The sequence below is a fragment of the Klebsiella sp. Q2 genome (assembly GCF_009900705.1).
Classification (GTDB): domain Bacteria; phylum Pseudomonadota; class Gammaproteobacteria; order Enterobacterales; family Enterobacteriaceae; genus Klebsiella; species Klebsiella quasipneumoniae.
The window spans coordinates 770,907-789,400 of record NZ_JAAABE010000001.1 but is presented as its reverse complement, the minus strand read 5'-3'; the positions used below and the strand labels follow the sequence as shown (position 1 = coordinate 789,400).

The following is an 18,494-nucleotide window of genomic DNA, read 5'->3' as shown; positions in this document are numbered from 1 at the left end:
CGTGATTCTCCCGACTATGCAATGAGAATCATGAAAGAATAATGCTTATCCTTCGACTCTGCCTGAGATTTGTTCGGCCAACCGGGCGATGCGTTGCGCCATACCGCGGAAAATAAACAGGTGCGCCGGGATCATCAGCAGCCAGTAGACCAGGCCCGGCATACCGTGCGGGTGCCACCAGGCGCGGACGTCCAGTTCACGACGATCGCCTTTATCGTTAATGGTAAAGCTTAACCGGCCCAGCCCCGGCGCTTTCATGCCGAACAGCAGAGTGAGCTGTTTTTCTTCCTCCACAATAATCACCTTCCAGCTGTCGACCGTATCGCCGGTCTGCAGATAGTCGCGCTGCGGTCGCCCTTTGGCCAACCGGTGGCCGACCAGCAGATCCATCGCGCCGCGGGTTTTCCACAGCAGATTGCCGAAAAAATATCCCTCTTTACCGCCGATTTGGTTAACAACCTGCCACAGGGCTTTGCGGCTCGCCGGAGTGGCGACGGTGCAGCCTGCCTGTTTCGGATAGTAGCCATACTCCGGTCGCCAGCGGGCGAAAGCCTGGGCGTCGTAGCCCCAGTCGCTGGAGTTTACCAGCTGCTCTTCTTCTTTCAGGGTGCGGCGAACCGCCTGATCGAAGGGGATCAGCGTTTGCGGGATCAGCGCCCGCAGCGTCCGGTCATCGGCGATCAGATCGTGCTTCAACCCCTGAATCAGCGCTTTGGCGATGGTCGGCGGCACCGAGGTGATGACATTGAGGAACCACACCGAGATCCAGCGCGTCGGCAGGGGAATCGGAATAAGCGGGCGGTGTTTGCCGCTGACGGCCATAAAGCGAATGAACTGCTGCTGGTAGCTTAACACCTCCGGACCGGCGGCTTCGAAGACGCGGTGCGCGTCGGAAGGATGATTCAGCAGCTCAACGAGGTCAACGAGCAGGTTTTCCAGCGCGACAGGGGTGGTACGCGAACGCACCCAGCGCGGAGGAGTCAGCACCGGCAGGTTATAGACCATGTCGCGCATCACCTCGAAGGCGGCGGAGCCGGCGCCGACGATAATTCCGGCCCGCAGCTCGGTTACCGGCACACCCGACTCGCGCAGGAGATCGCCGGTGACCTGACGAGCGCGCAGATGGTCGGACTGCTCTTGCGCTGGTGCCTGCAGCGAGCTGAGAAAGATAATCTGACGTACCGGCATCTGGCGCAGGGCATCGCGAACATGCGTCGCCACCCGACGCTCATGGGCGATAAAATCGCCGCCTTCGCCCATGCCATGTACCAGATAGTAAAGCGTATCGATACCGGTGAGCAGCGCAGGCAGAGCCTGCGGCTGATTGAGATCGACGGACCGGCAGGTGACGCCGGGCAAAGCGAGTTTTTGCAGTCGGTCGGTATGGCGCGCCGCCGCCAGCACCGGATATCCCCGCGCGCTTAACTCGCGGACTAAATGCTGACCGATATAGCCGCTGGCGCCGAGCACCAGAACAGATTGCGACACGCCTGACTCCTTAGCGTTGTAAAAAAGCCTGCCAGTGGGCGACCACCTCGCTCAACTGCTGACGGTCGACATCCAGGTGAGTGACCAGACGGACGACTGGCGAAGCGTTGATCAGCACGCCGCGCGCCTGCATAAACTCGCCGAGCGCCCGGGCCTGCTCATCACCGACGCGAACGAACAGCATGTTGGTATCGTGACGAGTAACGTCGGCGCCGATGGCGCGCAGCTGATCCGCCATCCACGCGGCGTTATCATGATCCTCCTGCAGGCGCTGGACATTATTTTTCAGTGCGTACAGCCCGGCGGCGGCCAGAATGCCCGCCTGGCGCATCCCGCCGCCGACCATTTTCCGCCAGCGAACGGCGCGACGAATGTACGCCTCACTACCGACCAGCAGCGAGCCTACCGGGGCGCCAAGCCCCTTTGACAGACAGATGGTGAAGGAGTCGCAGTATTGGGCGATATCGCGTAACTCGCAGCCGTAGGCCACCACGGCGTTAAAGATGCGCGCGCCGTCGACGTGCAGCGCCAGATTGCGCTGGCGGGTAAACGCCCAGGCTTCCTGCAGATAGTCGCGAGGCAGCACCTTACCGTTATGGGTGTTTTCCAGACTCAGCAGGCGGGTCGGGGCAAAATGGATATCGTCAGGTTTGATTTTTGCTGCGACTTTATCCAGCGGCAGCGAACCGTCCGCCGCGGCGTCAATCGGCTGCGGCTGAATACTGCCGAGAACCGCCGCCCCGCCGGCTTCGTACAGATAGTTATGCGCCCCCTGGCCGACGATATACTCTTCGCCGCGCTGGCAATGGCTGAGCAGGCCGACGAGGTTGGCCTGGGTGCCGGTGGGCAGAAACAGCGCCGCCTCTTTGCCGGCCAGGTCGGCGGCGTAGCGCTGAAGTTCATTGACGGTAGGGTCGTCGCCATACACATCGTCCCCGACCGGGGCGGCCATCATGGCTTCCAGCATGGCGCGCCCGGGGCGGGTAACGGTATCACTGCGCAGATCGATCACGGCTATTCCTTGTTCTGGTTCAGAGTATTGCTTCTGTTTTACCTGAGCCAGTTGGTTTTCGCCAGTTCGATGACTTCATCGCCGCGCCCGCTGATGATCGCCCGCAGCATATACAGGCTAAAGCCTTTCGCCTGCTCCAGCTTGATCTGCGGCGGGATCGCCAGCTCCTCTTTGGCGACCACGACGTCGACCAGCACCGGACCATCGGTGCGGAAGGCGGTCTGCAGCGCTTCATCCACCTCGGCGGCTTTCTCAACGCGAATACCTTTAATCCCGCAGGCTTCGGCGATGCGGGCGAAGTTGGTGTCGTGCAGCTCTGTGCCGTCGGTGAGATAGCCCCCGGCCTTCATCTCCATCGCCACGAAACCCAGCACGCTGTTGTTAAAGATGATAATTTTCACCGGCAGCTTCATCTGCGCCAGCGACAGAAAATCTCCCATCAGCATGCTAAACCCGCCGTCGCCGCACATGGCCACCACCTGACGCTCCGGCGCGGTGGCCTTGGCGCCAATGGCCTGCGGCATGGCGTTGGCCATGGAGCCGTGGTTGAATGAACCCAGCAGGCGGCGTTTGCCGTTCATCTTGAGATAGCGTGCCGCCCAGACGGTCGGGGTGCCGACATCGCAGGTGAAAATGGCGTCTTCATCGGCAAAATGGCTGATCTGCTGCGCCAGATATTGCGGGTGGATCGCCTTCTCGCTGGGCTTCGCCAGATCGTCGAGTCCTTTTCGCGCGTCGCGATAGTGCTCCAGCGCCTTATCGAGGAAGCGGCGATCGGTTTTCTCTTCCAGCAGCGGCAGCAGCGCCTTCAGCGTTGATTTAATGTCGCCCACCAGCGCCATATCGACCTTACTGTGCGCGCCGATGCTGCCGGGGTTAATGTCGATCTGAATAATTTTGGCGTCGGTCGGATAGAAGGCGCGATAGGGGAACTGGGTGCCGAGCAGGATCAGGGTGTCGGCATTCATCATGGTGTGGAAGCCAGAAGAGAAGCCAATCAGCCCGGTCATGCCCACATCATACGGGTTGTCATACTCCACATGCTCTTTACCGCGCAACGCATGGACGATGGGAGCTTTAATTTTCGCCGCGAACTCCACCAGCTCCTGGTGGGCGCCGGCGCAACCGCTGCCGCACATGAGCGCGATATTGCTGGAGTAGCGGATAAGCTGGGCCAGCTTGCGCAGCTCTTCTTCCGCCGGGGTGACCGTCGGCAACGGCGCATGATACCACTGGCTGCTGGCGCTCTCCGGGGCCGCCTTCAGCGCCACGTCGCCGGGCAGCACCACCACCGAAACGCCGCGGTTGATCACCGCCTTGCGCATCGCCACCGCCAGCACCTGCGGGATCTGCTCCGGGGTGGAGACCAGCTCGCAGTAGTGGCTGCATTCGCGGAACAGCTCCTGGGGATGGGTCTCCTGGAAATAGCCGCTGCCAATCTCGCTGGATGGGATGTGGGCGGCAATCGCCAGCACCGGGACATGGTTGCGGTGACAGTCAAACAGACCGTTGATCAGATGCAGGTTACCCGGTCCGCAGGAACCAGCGCAGACCGCCAGTTCGCCGGTCAGTTGCGCCTCCGCGCCGGCGGCGAAAGCGGCAACCTCTTCGTGCCGGGTGGCCATCCAGTCGATGGTGCCCATGCGGTTCAGGCTATCGCTCAATCCATTGAGGGAATCGCCGGTGACGCCCCAGATACGTTTCACGCCGGCCTGTTCCAGCATTTTGGCAATGTATGCGGCCACGGTTTGTTTCATGATCTCCATCTCCTTTTTTTGATAACGCCTTCAAGCTTAGATGAAACTGCAGCTTACGTTGCCGATTGCCCTCAATTTTTTGCTGGTTTTATTGCTGAAGCATTGGGCATACTCTGGGATCTCACAGGGTGTAAAACAGGAAGCACATCAAATGGTTAAGGGATTGTTAAACGCAGTAAACAGAACGCTGTCGCATGAAGACGCCGGTAAACTCTTGTTACGACTCGCCGTCGGCGGGTTAATGCTGTTTCACGGTTTGCACAAGCTGCTGGATGGCGTGGATGGCATTAGCGGGATGCTGGCGGCGAAGGGGTTGCCGGGGTTTATCGCCTACGGTGTGCTGGCGGGGGAAGTGGTCGCCCCCTGTTTGTTGATTGTCGGCATCCTGACGCGCCCTGCGGCGCTGGTGTTGGCTTTCACCATGGTGGTGGCGTGGCTGATGGTCGGTCTCGGCAAGACATTTGCGCTTGATGCGGTGGGGGCGTGGGCGATCGAGAATCTGGTCTATTTCTTTGTTGGCGCGCTGGCGATTGCGCTTTTGGGCGCCGGGCGTTACTCGCTGGCCGGTCAGTCGGTCTGGCGGTAAAAATGCCTCATTCGTCCTGGGGCGTAAAGTCGATACTGTTGTCGGTTTGCCGCTTTTCAGTCCGGGAAAGCGTTTATCTCATGTCGCCTGAGAGTTTATTGTCGCCAGGGGTTTTCCCGGAGGCGGCGCATTGCGCCTTCTCCGGGCTACCAAATCGCACAGCGCTGTAGCCCCGGTAAGCGGTAGCGCCACCGGGGATTTTGACCTCAGGCGAGAACCAGATCGCTCTGCGGGCGACAGGAGCAGGCCAGCACATAGCCGTCGGCGATTTCATCTTCGGTCAGCGTCATGGTGCTGGTGACGCTATACTCCCCGGAAACGACTCTGGTTTTGCAGCAGCCGCAGACGCCGGCGCGGCAGGCGACGGTCACCGGCACCTGATTGCTCTCCAGCGCCTCGAGCAGGGTGGTGCCCACCGGCGCGTAAAACTCTCTCGCCGGCTGCAGTTTGGTGAATTTCAGCCCGCTGGTGGCGGCCTCTGCCACCGGTGTGAAGAACTTCTCCTTAAAGAAGCGGGTGACACCCAGGGCGGCCACGTCCTGCTCAACCTTCTCCATATACGGCGCTGGCCCGCAGGTCATCACGGTGCGGCTGGCGATATCCGGCACGCTCTGCAGTAGCTCCAGGGTCAGACGGCCGGCGACAAAACCGTGCGTTGCGTTGTGCTCCGCCACCAGGGTAACCGGATAGTTGCGCCACTCCTCGGCAAAGATCACATCCTCCGGCGAACGAACGCTATAGATCACTTGCACGTCTGCCAGCGGGCGGTACTTCGCCAGCCAGCGGCGCATCGACATTATCGGCGTCACCCCGCAGCCGGCGGCCAGCAGCAGGAATTTATCTTCTGCTTTATCGTCGCAGATAAACTCGCCCATCGCATCGGACAGCCAAAGATAATCGCCGCGTTTGACCTCGTGGGTTAACCATTGTGAACCCGCGCCCTCGTTAATGCGGCGAACGGTCAGCGTAATATACTCGCTGACCCCCGGCGTGGAGGAGAGGGTGTAGGCGCGCAGCGTTTCCGCGGAATCACGCACGCTGACCAGGGCGTACTGTCCGGCGCGATACGGATAGTAATCGTGGCACAGCAGCGAAAGGGTCCACACGTCCGGGGTTTCCTGGTGAATGTGGTGAACCTGCATCCGCCACGGGCATTGCGAAGTTGGCATGGTCATCAGGGACTCCTTACGCGCTCAGCAGCTGCTGCATATCTTGTTCCACGGTGGTCACGGAACGCAGACCAAACTTCTCATTGAGGACAGCCAGCAGATCCGGAGTGAAGAAGCCTGGCGCCGTCGGGCCGGTGACGATATTTTTCACGCCGAGAGACAGCAGCGTCAGCAGGATGACAATCGCTTTCTGTTCGAACCAGGAGAGCACCAGCGACAGCGGCAGATCGTTGACGCCGCAGCCCAGTTTTTCCGCCAGCGTGACCGCCAGAATAATCGCCGAATAGGCATCATTACACTGACCAGCGTCGACCAGACGCGGCAGGCCTTCGATATCGCCGAAATCCAGCTTGTTAAAGCGGTATTTACCGCAGGCCAGCGTCAGGATCAGGCAGTCGTCCGGCACGCTGGTGGCAAAATCGGTGAAATAGTTACGTTCCCCGCGCGCGCCGTCGCAGCCGCCGACGAGGAAGATATGGCGCAGTTTTTCACGGCTGACCAGATCGATCAGCGTATCCGCCGCGCCGAGCAGGGTCTGACGGCCAAAGCCGACGGTAATCAGATGCGGGATTTCGCTGTACGGGAAGCCCGCCATCTGCTGCGCCTGGGCAATGACCGGGGAGAAGTCTTCGCCTTCCAGGTGGTTCACGCCCGGCCAGCCGACGATGCTGCGGGTCCAGATGCGATCGTCGTAAGCGCCGACGGTGGGATCGATGATGCAGTTAGAGGTCATCACGATGGGGCCTGGGAAGCGGGCGAATTCCACCTGCTGGTTCTGCCAGCCGCTGCCGTAGTTGCCGATCAGATGTTTGAATTTACGCAGCTCCGGATAGCCGTGCGCCGGCAGCATTTCGCCGTGGGTATAGACATTGACGCCGGTGCCTTCCGTCTGCTCCAGCAGGTTATAGAGATCTTTCAGGTCGTGGCCAGAGATCAGGATACATTTACCTGCGGTGGCTTTTACGTTGACCTGAGTCGGCGTTGGGTGGCCATATTTGGTGGTTTCGCCGGCGTCAAGGATGCTCATCACTTTGAAGTTCATCTGGCCGATTTCCATCGAACATTCGAGCAGCGCATTCATATCCGCAGGCCAGGTGCCCAGCCACGCCATGATCTTGTGGTACTGGGCATAAATGGCGTTGTCGTACTGGCCGAGCACGTGCGCGTGTTCCATATAAGCTGCCGCGCCTTTCAGGCCGTACAGGCACAGCAGGCGCAGGCCGAGGATATTCTCGCCGATAGCGGCTTTATCTTTATTCGGGGCATAGTCTGCCGCCTGACGCTGCAGGTCACCCAGATCGTCGCCGACCAGCTGCAGGTCGGCCACCGGGCTGTCAACTTTGGCGCTGGCATCAAGGTCCAGGCACTGCGCTTTCAGCGCCTCACGCAGGGCAATCGCCTGACGGGCATAGCCGACGATGCGCGGAGAATCGAAATTGACGTTAGTTAGCGTAGAGAAGAAGGCGCGGGGGGCGAAGCTGTCGACCTCATGATCGATAATGCCATATTCGCGGGCCTTAAGCGCCCAGGCGGAGAGGCCTTGCAGTGACGCAATCAGCAGATCCTGTAGATCGGAGGTTTCCGCTGTTTTACCGCACATCCCCTGCGCGTAAGAGCAGCCGTTGCCGGCCGGGGTACGAATGGTTTGTTCACATTGCACACAAAACATGGTCACACCTTTAAAGTTATATTTGATATACATGTTTAAGGTTATGCCCGAGCGCGTGAGGAGAAAAGGTATTTCTGATACAACTTAAAGGGAGATTGATTTAGCGCAAAATTGGCGGCAGGAAGTCTGCCGCCAGCGCCTACTCAGGCGGCAAAAAAGGCGATCAGGATCGGGACCAGCAGGCTCAGCAGAAAACCGTGTACGATGGCGGCAGGGACGATCTCCACGCCGCCGGAACGCTGCAGCACCGGTAAGGTGAAGTCCATGGAGGTGGCGCCGCACAGACCCAGCGCCGTGGAGCGGCTTCGGCGAATCAGGCCCGGAATTAACATGATGGCCAGCAGCTCGCGGCACAGGTCGTTAAAGAACGCCGCGCTGCCGATTACCGGGCCAAAGGATTCGGTCAGTAAAATACCGGAGAGTGAATACCAGCCGAAGCCGCTGGCCATCGCCAGACCGGTCTTTAGCGGCAAATCCAGAATAAAGGCGTTGAGGATGCCGCCGAGTAATGAACTGATCGTGACCACCACGGCGACGATCATTCCCCGGCGGTTAAGGACTATTTGTCGCAGACTCATTCCATTATTGCGTAATTGAATACCGACGAGGAACAGGAGAAAGATCAGCGTATATTCGCTGGCTTCGGTGGCGTGTTGTAAAAAAGGCAGGCCGGTCAGGCCAAGCAAAAAACCGAGGACCACCACCCCGCACAGCTGGAGTGATTCCAGGGCCATGGCCAGGCGCGAGGGTAATTTCTCCTGACGATGCAGACTGCGCCAGGGCATTTTTCTTTCCAGCCACAGCAGAGCGGTAATATTACACAGTAAAATGATGACCACGCTCACCGCGGCGTAATGCAATATCGCCAGCAGATTGCTGGCCAGATTGTCGAGAAACGCCAGGCTGATACCCATAAAAAAGAGGATCACATAGACAATCCAGCTCAGCATCCGGTGAATCAGTTTTAGCGCAGAGGAGTGACGAAGAGGCAGTAAATAGCCGACGACCAGCGGCAACAGAATGATGAACAGTCCCGAGAACATGAACGATGCAGCCCTTGCATGATGAGAATAGCGCTCATGACACTACCCAAATAGCCGGGCCGAGTAAAGCTGTCGCCAGAAAGAAAAAGCCCGGAGACCCGGGCTTAGAAAGGATTAATCGCGTTTTTCCAGCAGAGTGCGGTACAGCACGCCGCCAAGGATCCCGCCGACGATCGGCATGACCCAGAACAGCCACAGCTGCTGCAGCGCCCAACCGCCCTGGAAAATCGCCACCGCGGTGCTGCGCGCCGGGTTGACGGAAGTGTTGGTGACCGGAATGCTGATTAAATGGATGAGAGTCAGCGCCAGGCCGATAGCGATCGGCGCGAAGCCCGCCGGCGCGTGTTTGTCGGTCGCGCCATGGATAACCAGCAGGAAGCCGCAGGTCAGTACGATTTCAATAACGATAGCCGACAGCATAGAGAAGCCGCCCGGGGAGTGTTCGCCATAGCCGTTTGAGGCAAAGCCGCTGGCGGCGGCATCAAAGCCGGCTTTACCGCTGGCCACCACGTACAGCACCGCGGCGGCAATAATTCCGCCGACCACCTGGGCGATAATATAGCCAATGACCTCTTTCGCCGGGAAACGACCACCGGCCCACAGGCCTAAGGTTACCGCCGGGTTGAAATGACCGCCGGAAATATGGCCAACCGCATACGCCATGGTTAATACGGTTAAACCAAATGCCAGCGCCACGCCGGCAAAACCGATACCCAACTCGGGAAATGCTGCGGCAAGTACGGCGCTACCGCAGCCGCCAAATACAAGCCAGAAGGTGCCGAAGCATTCGGCTGCTAATTTTCTGAACATAACCACCTCAATTTAAATGTATACGCGCACGAGCGGACCGTGCCGGTCTTTATTTATCGTGATAAGGGACGACGATAAAAATAAAGCGGCGTTATTCTAGAGATAATCGCCATCCCAGAGCCAGTTAAATATATTGATATTATTTGATTTAGGGCAAGGTGAAGGGATTGCGTTTGCCAGTTTAACTCTTCCTATATCCATCCAAGATTATCAATAGTGTAGAACATAACGTCTGAAATAAAACTATTTTGTTTGATGAATAATCAATAGCCGTTAATAGACGATAAGTGCGTAATTTTATGAATATATTTAATCTCCAGAATAGGATGCGCAGAGGTGATTAAGCGGAGTGTCATCTTGCCGCCGCCCTCGCTATACTGTTGATTACTGAAGGAGAGTGGTGGTGTAGCGGAGGGGATATGCTTCTTGAGCGCGTAGAAATCGTCGGTTTTCGCGGTATCAATCGTCTGTCGTTGATGCTGGAGCAAAATAACGTCCTGATCGGGGAGAACGCGTGGGGGAAGTCCAGTCTGCTTGATGCGCTGACCCTGCTTTTGTCGCCAGAGTTCGATCTTTATCACTTTGTCCGCGATGACTTCTGGTTCCCCGCGGGCGACATCCAGGGGCGCGAGCACCATTTGCATATTATTCTGACCTTTCGTGAAACCGAGCCGGGGCGCCATCGGGTGCGGCGTTTCCGTCCGCTTCAGCGCTGTTGGGTGCCCTGTGATGATGGCTATCACCGGGTGTTCTACCGCCTGGAAGGCGAACTCGCCGATGACGACAGCGTGATGACCCTGCGCAGTTTTATCGATGGCGAAGGCGAAGCGCTGGTGCTGGAGGATATCGATGAGCTGGCCAGACACCTGGTGCGTTTGATGCCGGTGCTGCGCCTGCGCGACGCGCGCTTTATGCGGCGCATTCATAACGGAACGGTACCGCACTCGCCGCAGATTGAGATCACCGCCCGCCAGCTGGATTTTCTGTCCCGCGAACTGGTCAGCCACCCGCAAAATTTATCCGACGGACAGATCCGTCAGGGGTTGTCGGCCATGGTGCAGCTGCTGGAGCATTACTTTGCCGAGCAAAGCAGCGCCCAGACGCGACATCGCCTGATGCGTCGACGTTCCCATGATGAGCAGCGTAGCTGGCGTTACCTGGATATTATCAACCGCATGATCGACAAGCCCGGCGGGCGCAGCCATCGGGTGATCCTGCTGGGGCTATTTGCTACCCTGCTGCAGGCGAAAGGGACGGTGCGCCTCGATCGTGACGCGCGGCCGCTGCTGTTGATTGAGGATCCCGAGACCCGCCTGCACCCGATCATGCTCTCCGTCGCCTGGCATCTGCTGAATTTGCTGCCGTTGCAGCGTATGACCACCACCAACTCCGGAGAGCTGCTGTCCCTGACGCCGGTGGAGCAGGTTTGTCGGCTGGTGCGTGAATCGTCGCGGGTGTCGGCATGGCGGCTGGGGCCGGGCGGAATGAATGCCGAAGAGAGTCGACGCATTGCCTTTCACATCCGCTTCAATCGCGCCTCATCGCTCTTCGCCCGCTGTTGGCTGCTGGTGGAGGGGGAGACGGAAACCTGGGTTATCAACGAGCTGGCCCGCCAGTGCGGCCATCATTTTGATGCTGAAGGGGTGAAAGTGATTGAATTCGCCCAGTCGGGCCTGAAGCCATTGATCAAATTCGCCCGCCGGATGGGGATCCAGTGGCACGTGCTGGTGGATGGCGATGAGGCAGGGAAAAAATATGCCGCGACCGTACGCGGTCTGCTGAATAACGATCGCGAGCTGGAGCGCGACCATCTGACCGCTCTGCCGGCGCTGGATATGGAACACTTTATGTATCGTCAGGGATTTGATGACGTTTACCACCGGGTGGCGCAGATCCCGGATAATGTGCCCATGAATATGCGGCGGGTGATCACCAAGGCCATCCATCGCTCGTCCAAGCCGGACCTGGCGATTGAGGTGGCAATGGAAGCCGGCCGCCGTGGGGTGGACGCTGTGCCGACACTGCTGAAAAAAATGTTCTCGCGGGTACTGTGGCTGGCCCGCGGTCGCGCTGATTAATCTCTTCGCCGTCGGGAATTTCGGCGGCGCAAAGCTCTCCGGCAGCTAAACAAAACATCATTGGCGCGAAAAATGGGTGTCCTGTTGCCGACGGGTTTCGATAGAATCACCGCCTGGAGCGGCAGGGAAACAGCAGGAATCGGAATATGAAAGTGAAGGGAAAACGCAGGACCGTCTGGTGGCTGTTGGCGATCGTTGTGCTGGGTCTGGCTGTCTGGGGATGGCGGATTCTCAATGCGCCGCTACCGCACTACCAGACGCTGGTGGTGCGCAAAGGCGATCTCCAGCAGAGCGTGCTGGCCACCGGCAAGCTGGATGCCCTGCGAAAAGTTGACGTCGGCGCCCAGGTCAGCGGACAGCTGAAGACGCTGCACGTGAATATCGGCGATAAGGTCAAAAAGGACCAACTGCTGGGGGTTATCGATCCTGAGCAGGCGCAAAACCAGATCAAAGAGGTGGAGGCGACGTTGATGGAGCTGCGCGCCCAGCTCAATCAGGCGCGCGCGGAGAGTAAGCTGGCGCAGGTGACCCTGGCCCGTCAGCAGCAGCTGGCGCAGCGCCAGCTGGTCTCGCGACAAGACCTCGATACCGCGGCCACCGACCTGGCGGTGAAACAGGCGCAAATCGGCACCATTGAAGCGCAAATTAAGCGCAACCAGGCAACGCTCGACACGGCGAAGACCAACCTCGACTACACGCGGATCCTGGCGCCGATGGCTGGTGAAGTGACGCAAATTACTACCCTGCAGGGACAGACGGTGATCGCTGCCCAGCAGGCGCCGAACATTCTGACCCTGGCGGACCTCAGCACCATGCTGGTGAAAGCGCAGGTCTCCGAAGCGGATGTCATCCACCTCAGACCGGGACAAAAGGCGTGGTTTACCGTGCTGGGCGACCCGCTAACTCGCTATGAAGGCAAGCTGAAGGACATTCTGCCGACGCCGGAAAAAGTCAACGACGCCATCTTCTATTATGCCCGCTTCGAGGTCCCGAACCCGCAGGGAATTCTGCGCCTCGACATGACCGCGCAGGTGCATATCCAACTGGCCGAGGTGAAGAACGTGATCACCATCCCGCTGAGCGCCCTGGGTGATGCGGTCGGTGATAACCGCTACCACGTCCGGCTGTTGCGTACCGGCGAGGTCAAAGAGCGTGAGATTGTCATTGGCGCGCGCAATGATACCGACGTCGCGGTGGTGCAGGGACTTGAAGAGGGGGATGAGGTGATCGTCGGCGAGAGCGCGAGCGGGGCGGCAAAATGACGGCCCTGCTCGAGCTGCGTGATATTCGTCGCAGCTATCCTTCCGGCGACGGCAGCGTTGAGGTCCTCAAGGGGATCACCCTCAGTATCCATGCCGGGGAGATGGTGGCGATCGTCGGGGCCTCCGGCTCGGGTAAATCAACGCTGATGAACATCCTTGGCTGCCTCGATAAACCCACCAGCGGCACCTATCGGGTGGCGGGAACCGATATTGCGCAGCTGGATGGCGATGCGCTGGCCCGTCTGCGGCGGGAGCACTTTGGTTTTATCTTTCAACGCTATCACCTGCTGTCGCATCTGACCGCCGCGCAGAACGTCGAAGTACCGGCGGTGTATGCCGGTAGTGAACGGCGGGCACGCCTGGCGCGCGCGCATGAGCTGCTGGCGCGCCTGGGGCTTGGCGATCGCGCCGACTATCAGCCGTCGCAGCTGTCCGGCGGCCAACAGCAGCGGGTCAGTATCGCCCGCGCCCTGATGAACGGTGGGGAAGTGATCCTCGCCGATGAGCCCACCGGCGCGCTGGACAGCCATTCCGGCGAAGAGGTGATGGCGATCCTGCACCAGCTGAAAGCGCAGGGGCACACGGTCATCATTGTGACTCACGATCCGCAGGTCGCCGCTCAGGCGGAGCGGATCGTCGAGATCCGCGATGGCGAAATCGTCCGCAACCCGCCCGTCAGCCGCCAGGGCGGTGGGCTGCGCGCCCGTCAGCAGGAGGAGCCCTCGGCGTGGCGTCAGTTCACCAGCGGCTTTCGCGAGGCGCTGGTCATGGCCTGGCGGGCGATGGCGGCGAATAAAATGCGCACCCTGCTGACCATGCTCGGCATTATTATTGGGATTGCCTCGGTGGTGTCGATCGTTGTAGTGGGCGATGCCGCCAAGCAGATGGTGCTGGCAGATATTCGCGCCATCGGCACCAATACCATTGATGTGTATCCTGGTAAGGATTTTGGCGACGACGACCCGCGCTATCAGCAGGCGCTGAAGTATGACGATTTGCTGGCGATCCAGAAGCAGCCGTGGGTGCGCTCCGCCACGCCGGCGGTTTCAAAAAGCCTGCGCCTGCGCGCCAACAATATTGACGTTGCCGCCAGTGCGGAGGGGGTCGGTCCACAGTATTTTAATGTCTACGGCATGACCTTCAGCGAGGGCAATACCTTTAATGAACTGCAGCTCAACAGCCGGGCTCAGGTGGTGGTGCTCGACAGCAATACCCGTCGCCAGCTGTTTCCCAATAAAGCGAAAGTGGTGGGCGAGGTGATCCTGGTGGGCAATATGCCGGCCACGGTGATTGGCGTTGCGGATGAAAAGCAGTCGATGTTCGGCAGCAGTAAAATTCTCCGCGTCTGGTTGCCTTACACCACCATGGCGGGAAGAGTGATGGGCCAGTCGTGGCTGAACTCCATCACTGTGCGCGTTCATGAAGGCTACGACAGTGACACTGCTGAAAAACAGCTGCTGCGTCTGCTGGAGCTGCGGCATGGTAAAAAAGATGTCTTCACCTGGAATATGGACAGCGTCTTGAAAACCGCCGAAAGGACCACACATACCTTACAGCTGTTCCTGACATTGGTGGCGGTGATTGCCCTGGTGGTCGGCGGGATTGGCGTAATGAATATTATGCTGGTGTCGGTGACCGAACGGACGCGGGAGATCGGCATCCGCATGGCGGTTGGCGCGCGGGCCAGCGATGTGCTGCAGCAGTTTCTCATCGAGGCGGTGCTGGTTTGCCTGGTCGGCGGCGCGCTGGGGGTGACGTTGTCGCTGATGATCGCGTTTATTCTGCAGCTGTTTCTCCCGGGCTGGGAGATCGGTTTTTCGCCGCTGGCGCTGGTGACGGCGTTTCTCTGTTCGACGTTAACCGGGGTGCTGTTTGGCTGGCTGCCGGCGCGCAATGCGGCGCGGCTCGATCCGGTGGATGCCCTGGCGCGGGAGTAGTCGGGATGAGAAATAAAAATGCCAGTCAGAAGGACTGGCATTTTATTAGCAGGATGTACACAATGAAGCAAAAGAGTTATGCAGCCGTTTCCGCTTCCACAGGGACGATCACGCTGGCGTGGTTGCCTTTTGGCCCCTGGTGAACATCAAACCGAACGGCTTGTCCGGCTTTTAGCGTTCTGTAACCATCCATCTGGATGGTGGAGTAATGGGCGAAAATGTCTTCGCCGCCGCCCTCAGGGCAGATAAAACCGAACCCTTTGGCATTGTTGAACCACTTAACAGTACCCATTTCCATACTTCGACATCCTTCGTAAATCTTTATTAGTAAGATGGAATGAACCGGTGGTGGAGTGACGAGTTGTTCAATTGCTCGCCAACTCTCGCCACTACAATTTAGAGAAATACGAAAACGCGTCAAGCGATTGAGGAGGGGGAACGGCGAAAAATGCGTCAAAATTTGAAGCAGTTAACGCTATTGCCGGGGAATGTGACAGCCGTCGCGGATAGAAGCGATAGATGATAGTTATCTATGATCTGTTGTAGATTTGTGATGAGCATAACCTCTGGTCATCGACAGGCCTCCGCCTGTTGGCAACAGCAACCGATGATGAACACTGACGATGAGTAAGAGAGATTGGCTGGACTTCGAGCACCTGGTTGACGACGAAGTTCGTGATGCGATTAAACCGCCATCTATGTATAAAGTGATATTGGTCAATGATGACTACACTCCAATGGAGTTTGTTATTGACGTGTTACAAAAATTCTTTTCTTATGATGTTGAACGTGCAACGCAACTGATGCTCACGGTTCACTATGAAGGTAAGGCGATTTGTGGCGTGTTTACCGCGGAAGTAGCGGAGACCAAAGTCGCTATGGTGAATCAGTACGCGAGGGAGAACGAGCATCCATTGCTGTGTACGCTGGAAAAAGCCTGAATTCAGGCATGAAAATTGGGGGAGGTGCCTATGCTCAATCAAGAACTGGAACTCAGTTTAAATATGGCTTTCGCCAGAGCGCGCGAGCACCGTCATGAGTTTATGACCGTCGAGCACTTGCTGCTGGCTCTGCTAAGCAATCCCTCGGCCCGTGAGGCCCTGGAAGCGTGTTCAGTGGACCTGGTGGCATTGCGTCAGGAACTTGAAGCCTTCATCGAACAAACCACACCCGTCCTGCCAGCCACGGAAGAAGAGCGCGACACCCAGCCGACGCTGAGCTTCCAGCGTGTGCTGCAGCGCGCCGTTTTCCACGTGCAATCTTCTGGCCGCAGCGAAGTGACCGGCGCCAACGTGCTGGTGGCCATTTTCAGCGAGCAGGAGTCGCAGGCCGCCTACCTGCTGCGTAAACATGAAGTGAGCCGACTCGATGTGGTGAACTTCATTTCTCATGGTACACGCAAAGATGAGCCGAGCCAGTCTTCCGATAACAGCGGAAGCCAGCCTGGCAATGAAGAGCAAGCCGGCGGGGAGGAACGTATGGAAAACTTCACCACCAACCTCAATCAGCTTGCTCGCGTTGGCGGCATCGATCCCCTGATCGGCCGTGAAAAAGAGCTGGAGCGCGCCATTCAGGTCCTGTGCCGTCGGCGTAAAAATAACCCGCTGCTGGTGGGGGAATCCGGCGTCGGTAAAACCGCCATCGCCGAAGGCCTTGCCTGGCGTATTGTGCAGGGCGATGTGCCGGAAGTCATGGCTGACTGCACCATCTACTCGCTTGATATTGGTTCTCTGCTGGCCGGGACGAAATACCGTGGCGATTTTGAAAAACGCTTTAAAGCGTTGCTGAAACAGCTGGAGCAGGATACCAACAGCATCCTGTTCATTGATGAGATCCACACCATCATCGGTGCGGGAGCGGCGTCTGGCGGCCAGGTCGATGCGGCTAACCTGATCAAACCGCTGCTTTCCAGCGGCAAGATCCGGGTGATTGGCTCCACCACTTACCAGGAGTTCAGCAACATCTTTGAAAAAGATCGTGCGCTGGCCCGCCGTTTCCAGAAAATCGATATTACCGAACCGTCGGTGGAAGAGACCGTCCAGATTATCAACGGCCTGAAGCCGAAGTACGAAGCGCACCACGATGTGCGTTATACCGCCAAGGCGGTGCGTGCGGCGGTTGAGCTGGCGGTGAAATACATTAACGATCGCCATCTGCCGGATAAGGCGATTGACGTAATTGACGAGGCGGGGGCGCGGGCGCGCTTAATGCCGGTCAGCAAGCGTAAGAAAACGGTCAATGTGGCGGATATCGAGTCCGTGGTGGCGCGCATTGCGCGGATCCCTGAGAAGAGCGTCTCCCGCAGCGATCGCGATACGCTGAAAAACCTTGGCGATCGACTGAAAATGTTGGTCTTTGGTCAGGATAAGGCCATCGAGGCGCTGACGGAAGCCATCAAGATGGCGCGCGCCGGGCTGGGCCATGAGCACAAGCCGGTGGGTTCATTCCTGTTCGCCGGGCCGACCGGGGTGGGGAAAACCGAAGTGACCGTGCAGCTGGCGAAGGCGCTGGGTATTGAGCTGCTGCGTTTTGATATGTCCGAATATATGGAACGTCATACCGTCAGTCGTTTAATCGGGGCGCCTCCGGGCTACGTCGGCTTCGACCAGGGCGGGCTGCTGACCGATGCGGTGATTAAACATCCGCATGCGGTGCTGCTGCTCGATGAGATCGAAAAAGCGCATCCGGACGTGTTCAACCTGCTGCTGCAGGTGATGGACAACGGCACGCTGACCGATAACAACGGACGTAAAGCGGACTTCCGCAACGTGGTGCTGGTGATGACTACCAACGCCGGGGTGCGGGAAACCGAGCGTAAATCGATTGGCCTTATCCAGCAGGACAACAGTCCGGACGCAATGGATGAGATCAAGAAGATCTTTACGCCGGAGTTCCGTAACCGTCTCGACAACATCATCTGGTTCGATCACCTCTCCACCACGGTGATCCATCAGGTTGTCGACAAGTTTATCGTCGAGCTGCAGGTTCAGCTGGATCAGAAAGGCGTCTCCCTGGAAGTCAGCCAGGAAGCGCGCGACTGGCTGGCGGAAAAAGGCTACGACCGGGCAATGGGGGCACGTCCAATGGGACGCGTCATTCAGGACAACCTGAAAAAACCGCTGGCGAACGAGCTGCTGTTTGGCTCGCTGGTCGACGGCGGGCAGGTGACGGTCTCTCTGGACAGCGCGAAAAATACGCTGACCTACGACTTCCAGAGCGCGCCGAAGCACAAACCGGAAGCCGCCCATTAAGGCGATATCTTCAATGTAAAAAACCGGCCAGGGGCCGGTTTTTTTTTGCCTGCTGGCGGTAGAAATGAAAAGACCGGGAATTATCCCGGCCTTCAGCATCTGACGCCTTAAGGGCGAAAACAATCAGCGACTACGGAAGACAATGCGGCCTTTGCTCAGGTCGTACGGGGTCAGCTCAACAGTCACTTTGTCGCCCGTCAGAATGCGGATGTAGTTTTTACGCATTTTACCGGAGATATGCGCGGTTACCACGTGACCGTTTTCCAGTTCTACGCGGAACATAGTGTTAGGCAACGTTTCAAGTACGGTGCCCTGCATTTCAATATTGTCTTCTTTGGCCATCTAGTCCTCTGGGGTATCACTACCGTAGTTTTGAACCGGCAAGATAATGCCGAAGTTCATCATGTAAGTAAAGTTTTACGTGTCTACCCT

Annotated in this window: 15 protein-coding genes; 6 read left to right on the top strand and 9 right to left on the bottom strand. The window is 58.1% G+C overall.

Annotated features, from left to right (window positions below):
* Positions 1-45: 45 nt before the first annotated feature.
* From GT756_RS03925 to poxB, 3 genes are read right to left on the bottom strand one after another with little or no spacing between them, the layout of a single operon-like run.
* Positions 46-1,488, bottom strand: a complete 1,443-nt coding sequence (locus GT756_RS03925) for an SDR family oxidoreductase (RefSeq protein ID WP_048294439.1) — start codon at positions 1,486-1,488, stop codon at positions 46-48.
* Between the two features lie 10 nt (positions 1,489-1,498).
* Positions 1,499-2,500 carry a low-specificity L-threonine aldolase gene (gene ltaE / locus GT756_RS03920; protein ID WP_004201348.1) on the bottom strand — a complete coding sequence of 334 codons (1,002 nt, stop codon included), beginning with the start codon at positions 2,498-2,500 and terminating at the stop codon, positions 1,499-1,501.
* Between the two features lie 38 nt (positions 2,501-2,538).
* Entirely contained in the window at positions 2,539-4,257 is a 1,719-nt protein-coding gene (gene poxB, locus GT756_RS03915) for a ubiquinone-dependent pyruvate dehydrogenase (RefSeq protein ID WP_043522179.1), read from the bottom strand.
* Between the two features lie 151 nt (positions 4,258-4,408).
* Here poxB and GT756_RS03910 point away from each other — a divergent pair, with 151 nt between their 5' ends.
* Positions 4,409-4,843, top strand: coding sequence for a DoxX family protein (locus GT756_RS03910; RefSeq protein WP_064150404.1), 435 nt, complete (start codon positions 4,409-4,411; stop codon positions 4,841-4,843).
* A 206-nt stretch (positions 4,844-5,049) separates the two neighbouring features.
* Here the strand turns inward: GT756_RS03910 and hcr are convergent, their stop codons facing one another.
* The 4 genes from hcr to aqpZ all read right to left on the bottom strand — a co-directional run bounded on the left by hcr (position 5,050) and on the right by aqpZ (position 9,534).
* Positions 5,050-6,018, bottom strand: coding sequence for an NADH oxidoreductase (hcr, locus tag GT756_RS03905; protein ID WP_064178110.1), 969 nt, complete (start codon positions 6,016-6,018; stop codon positions 5,050-5,052).
* 10 nt (positions 6,019-6,028) lie between these two features.
* The gene (hcp, locus tag GT756_RS03900) at positions 6,029-7,681 is read right to left on the bottom strand and encodes a hydroxylamine reductase (protein WP_053810941.1); all 1,653 of its coding nucleotides are present in this window, start codon (positions 7,679-7,681) and stop codon (positions 6,029-6,031) included.
* 143 nt (positions 7,682-7,824) lie between these two features.
* A complete protein-coding gene (locus GT756_RS03895; protein WP_004201354.1) occupies positions 7,825-8,724 on the bottom strand; it encodes a lysine exporter LysO family protein in 900 nt (299 codons plus the stop codon).
* A gap of 114 nt (positions 8,725-8,838) precedes the next feature.
* Entirely contained in the window at positions 8,839-9,534 is a 696-nt protein-coding gene (gene aqpZ, locus GT756_RS03890) for an aquaporin Z (protein ID WP_004201355.1), read from the bottom strand.
* A 419-nt stretch (positions 9,535-9,953) separates the two neighbouring features.
* Between aqpZ and GT756_RS03885 the strand changes: the two genes are divergently transcribed.
* From GT756_RS03885 to macB, 3 genes are all read left to right on the top strand, one after another.
* Entirely contained in the window at positions 9,954-11,612 is a 1,659-nt protein-coding gene (locus GT756_RS03885) for an ATP-dependent endonuclease (RefSeq protein ID WP_017899432.1), read from the top strand.
* 146 nt (positions 11,613-11,758) lie between these two features.
* Positions 11,759-12,874, top strand: a complete 1,116-nt coding sequence (gene macA, locus GT756_RS03880; RefSeq protein WP_004201357.1) for a macrolide transporter subunit MacA — start codon at positions 11,759-11,761, stop codon at positions 12,872-12,874.
* A complete protein-coding gene (gene macB, locus GT756_RS03875; protein ID WP_053810605.1) occupies positions 12,871-14,811 on the top strand; it encodes a macrolide ABC transporter ATP-binding protein/permease MacB in 1,941 nt (646 codons plus the stop codon). Before macA ends, macB begins: the two co-directional genes overlap by 4 nt.
* Positions 14,812-14,887: 76 nt before the next feature.
* Here macB and cspD read toward each other — a convergent pair whose 3' ends face one another.
* Positions 14,888-15,109: a cold shock-like protein CspD gene (cspD, locus tag GT756_RS03870; RefSeq protein ID WP_002896516.1), complete on the bottom strand. Its 222-nt coding sequence runs from the start codon at positions 15,107-15,109 to the stop codon at positions 14,888-14,890.
* 325 nt (positions 15,110-15,434) lie between these two features.
* Between cspD and clpS the strand changes: the two genes are divergently transcribed.
* Both clpS and clpA read left to right on the top strand, forming a co-directional pair.
* On the top strand, positions 15,435-15,752 hold the full coding sequence (gene clpS / locus GT756_RS03865) for an ATP-dependent Clp protease adapter ClpS (protein WP_002896520.1): 318 nt from the start codon (positions 15,435-15,437) through the stop codon (positions 15,750-15,752).
* A gap of 30 nt (positions 15,753-15,782) precedes the next feature.
* Positions 15,783-18,062, top strand: a complete 2,280-nt coding sequence (gene clpA, locus GT756_RS03860) for an ATP-dependent Clp protease ATP-binding subunit ClpA (protein ID WP_004201360.1) — start codon at positions 15,783-15,785, stop codon at positions 18,060-18,062.
* Positions 18,063-18,185: 123 nt separating this feature from the next.
* Here the strand turns inward: clpA and infA are convergent, their stop codons facing one another.
* Positions 18,186-18,404, bottom strand: a complete 219-nt coding sequence (gene infA, locus GT756_RS03855) for a translation initiation factor IF-1 (RefSeq protein ID WP_001040187.1) — start codon at positions 18,402-18,404, stop codon at positions 18,186-18,188.
* Positions 18,405-18,494: the final 90 nt, after the last annotated feature.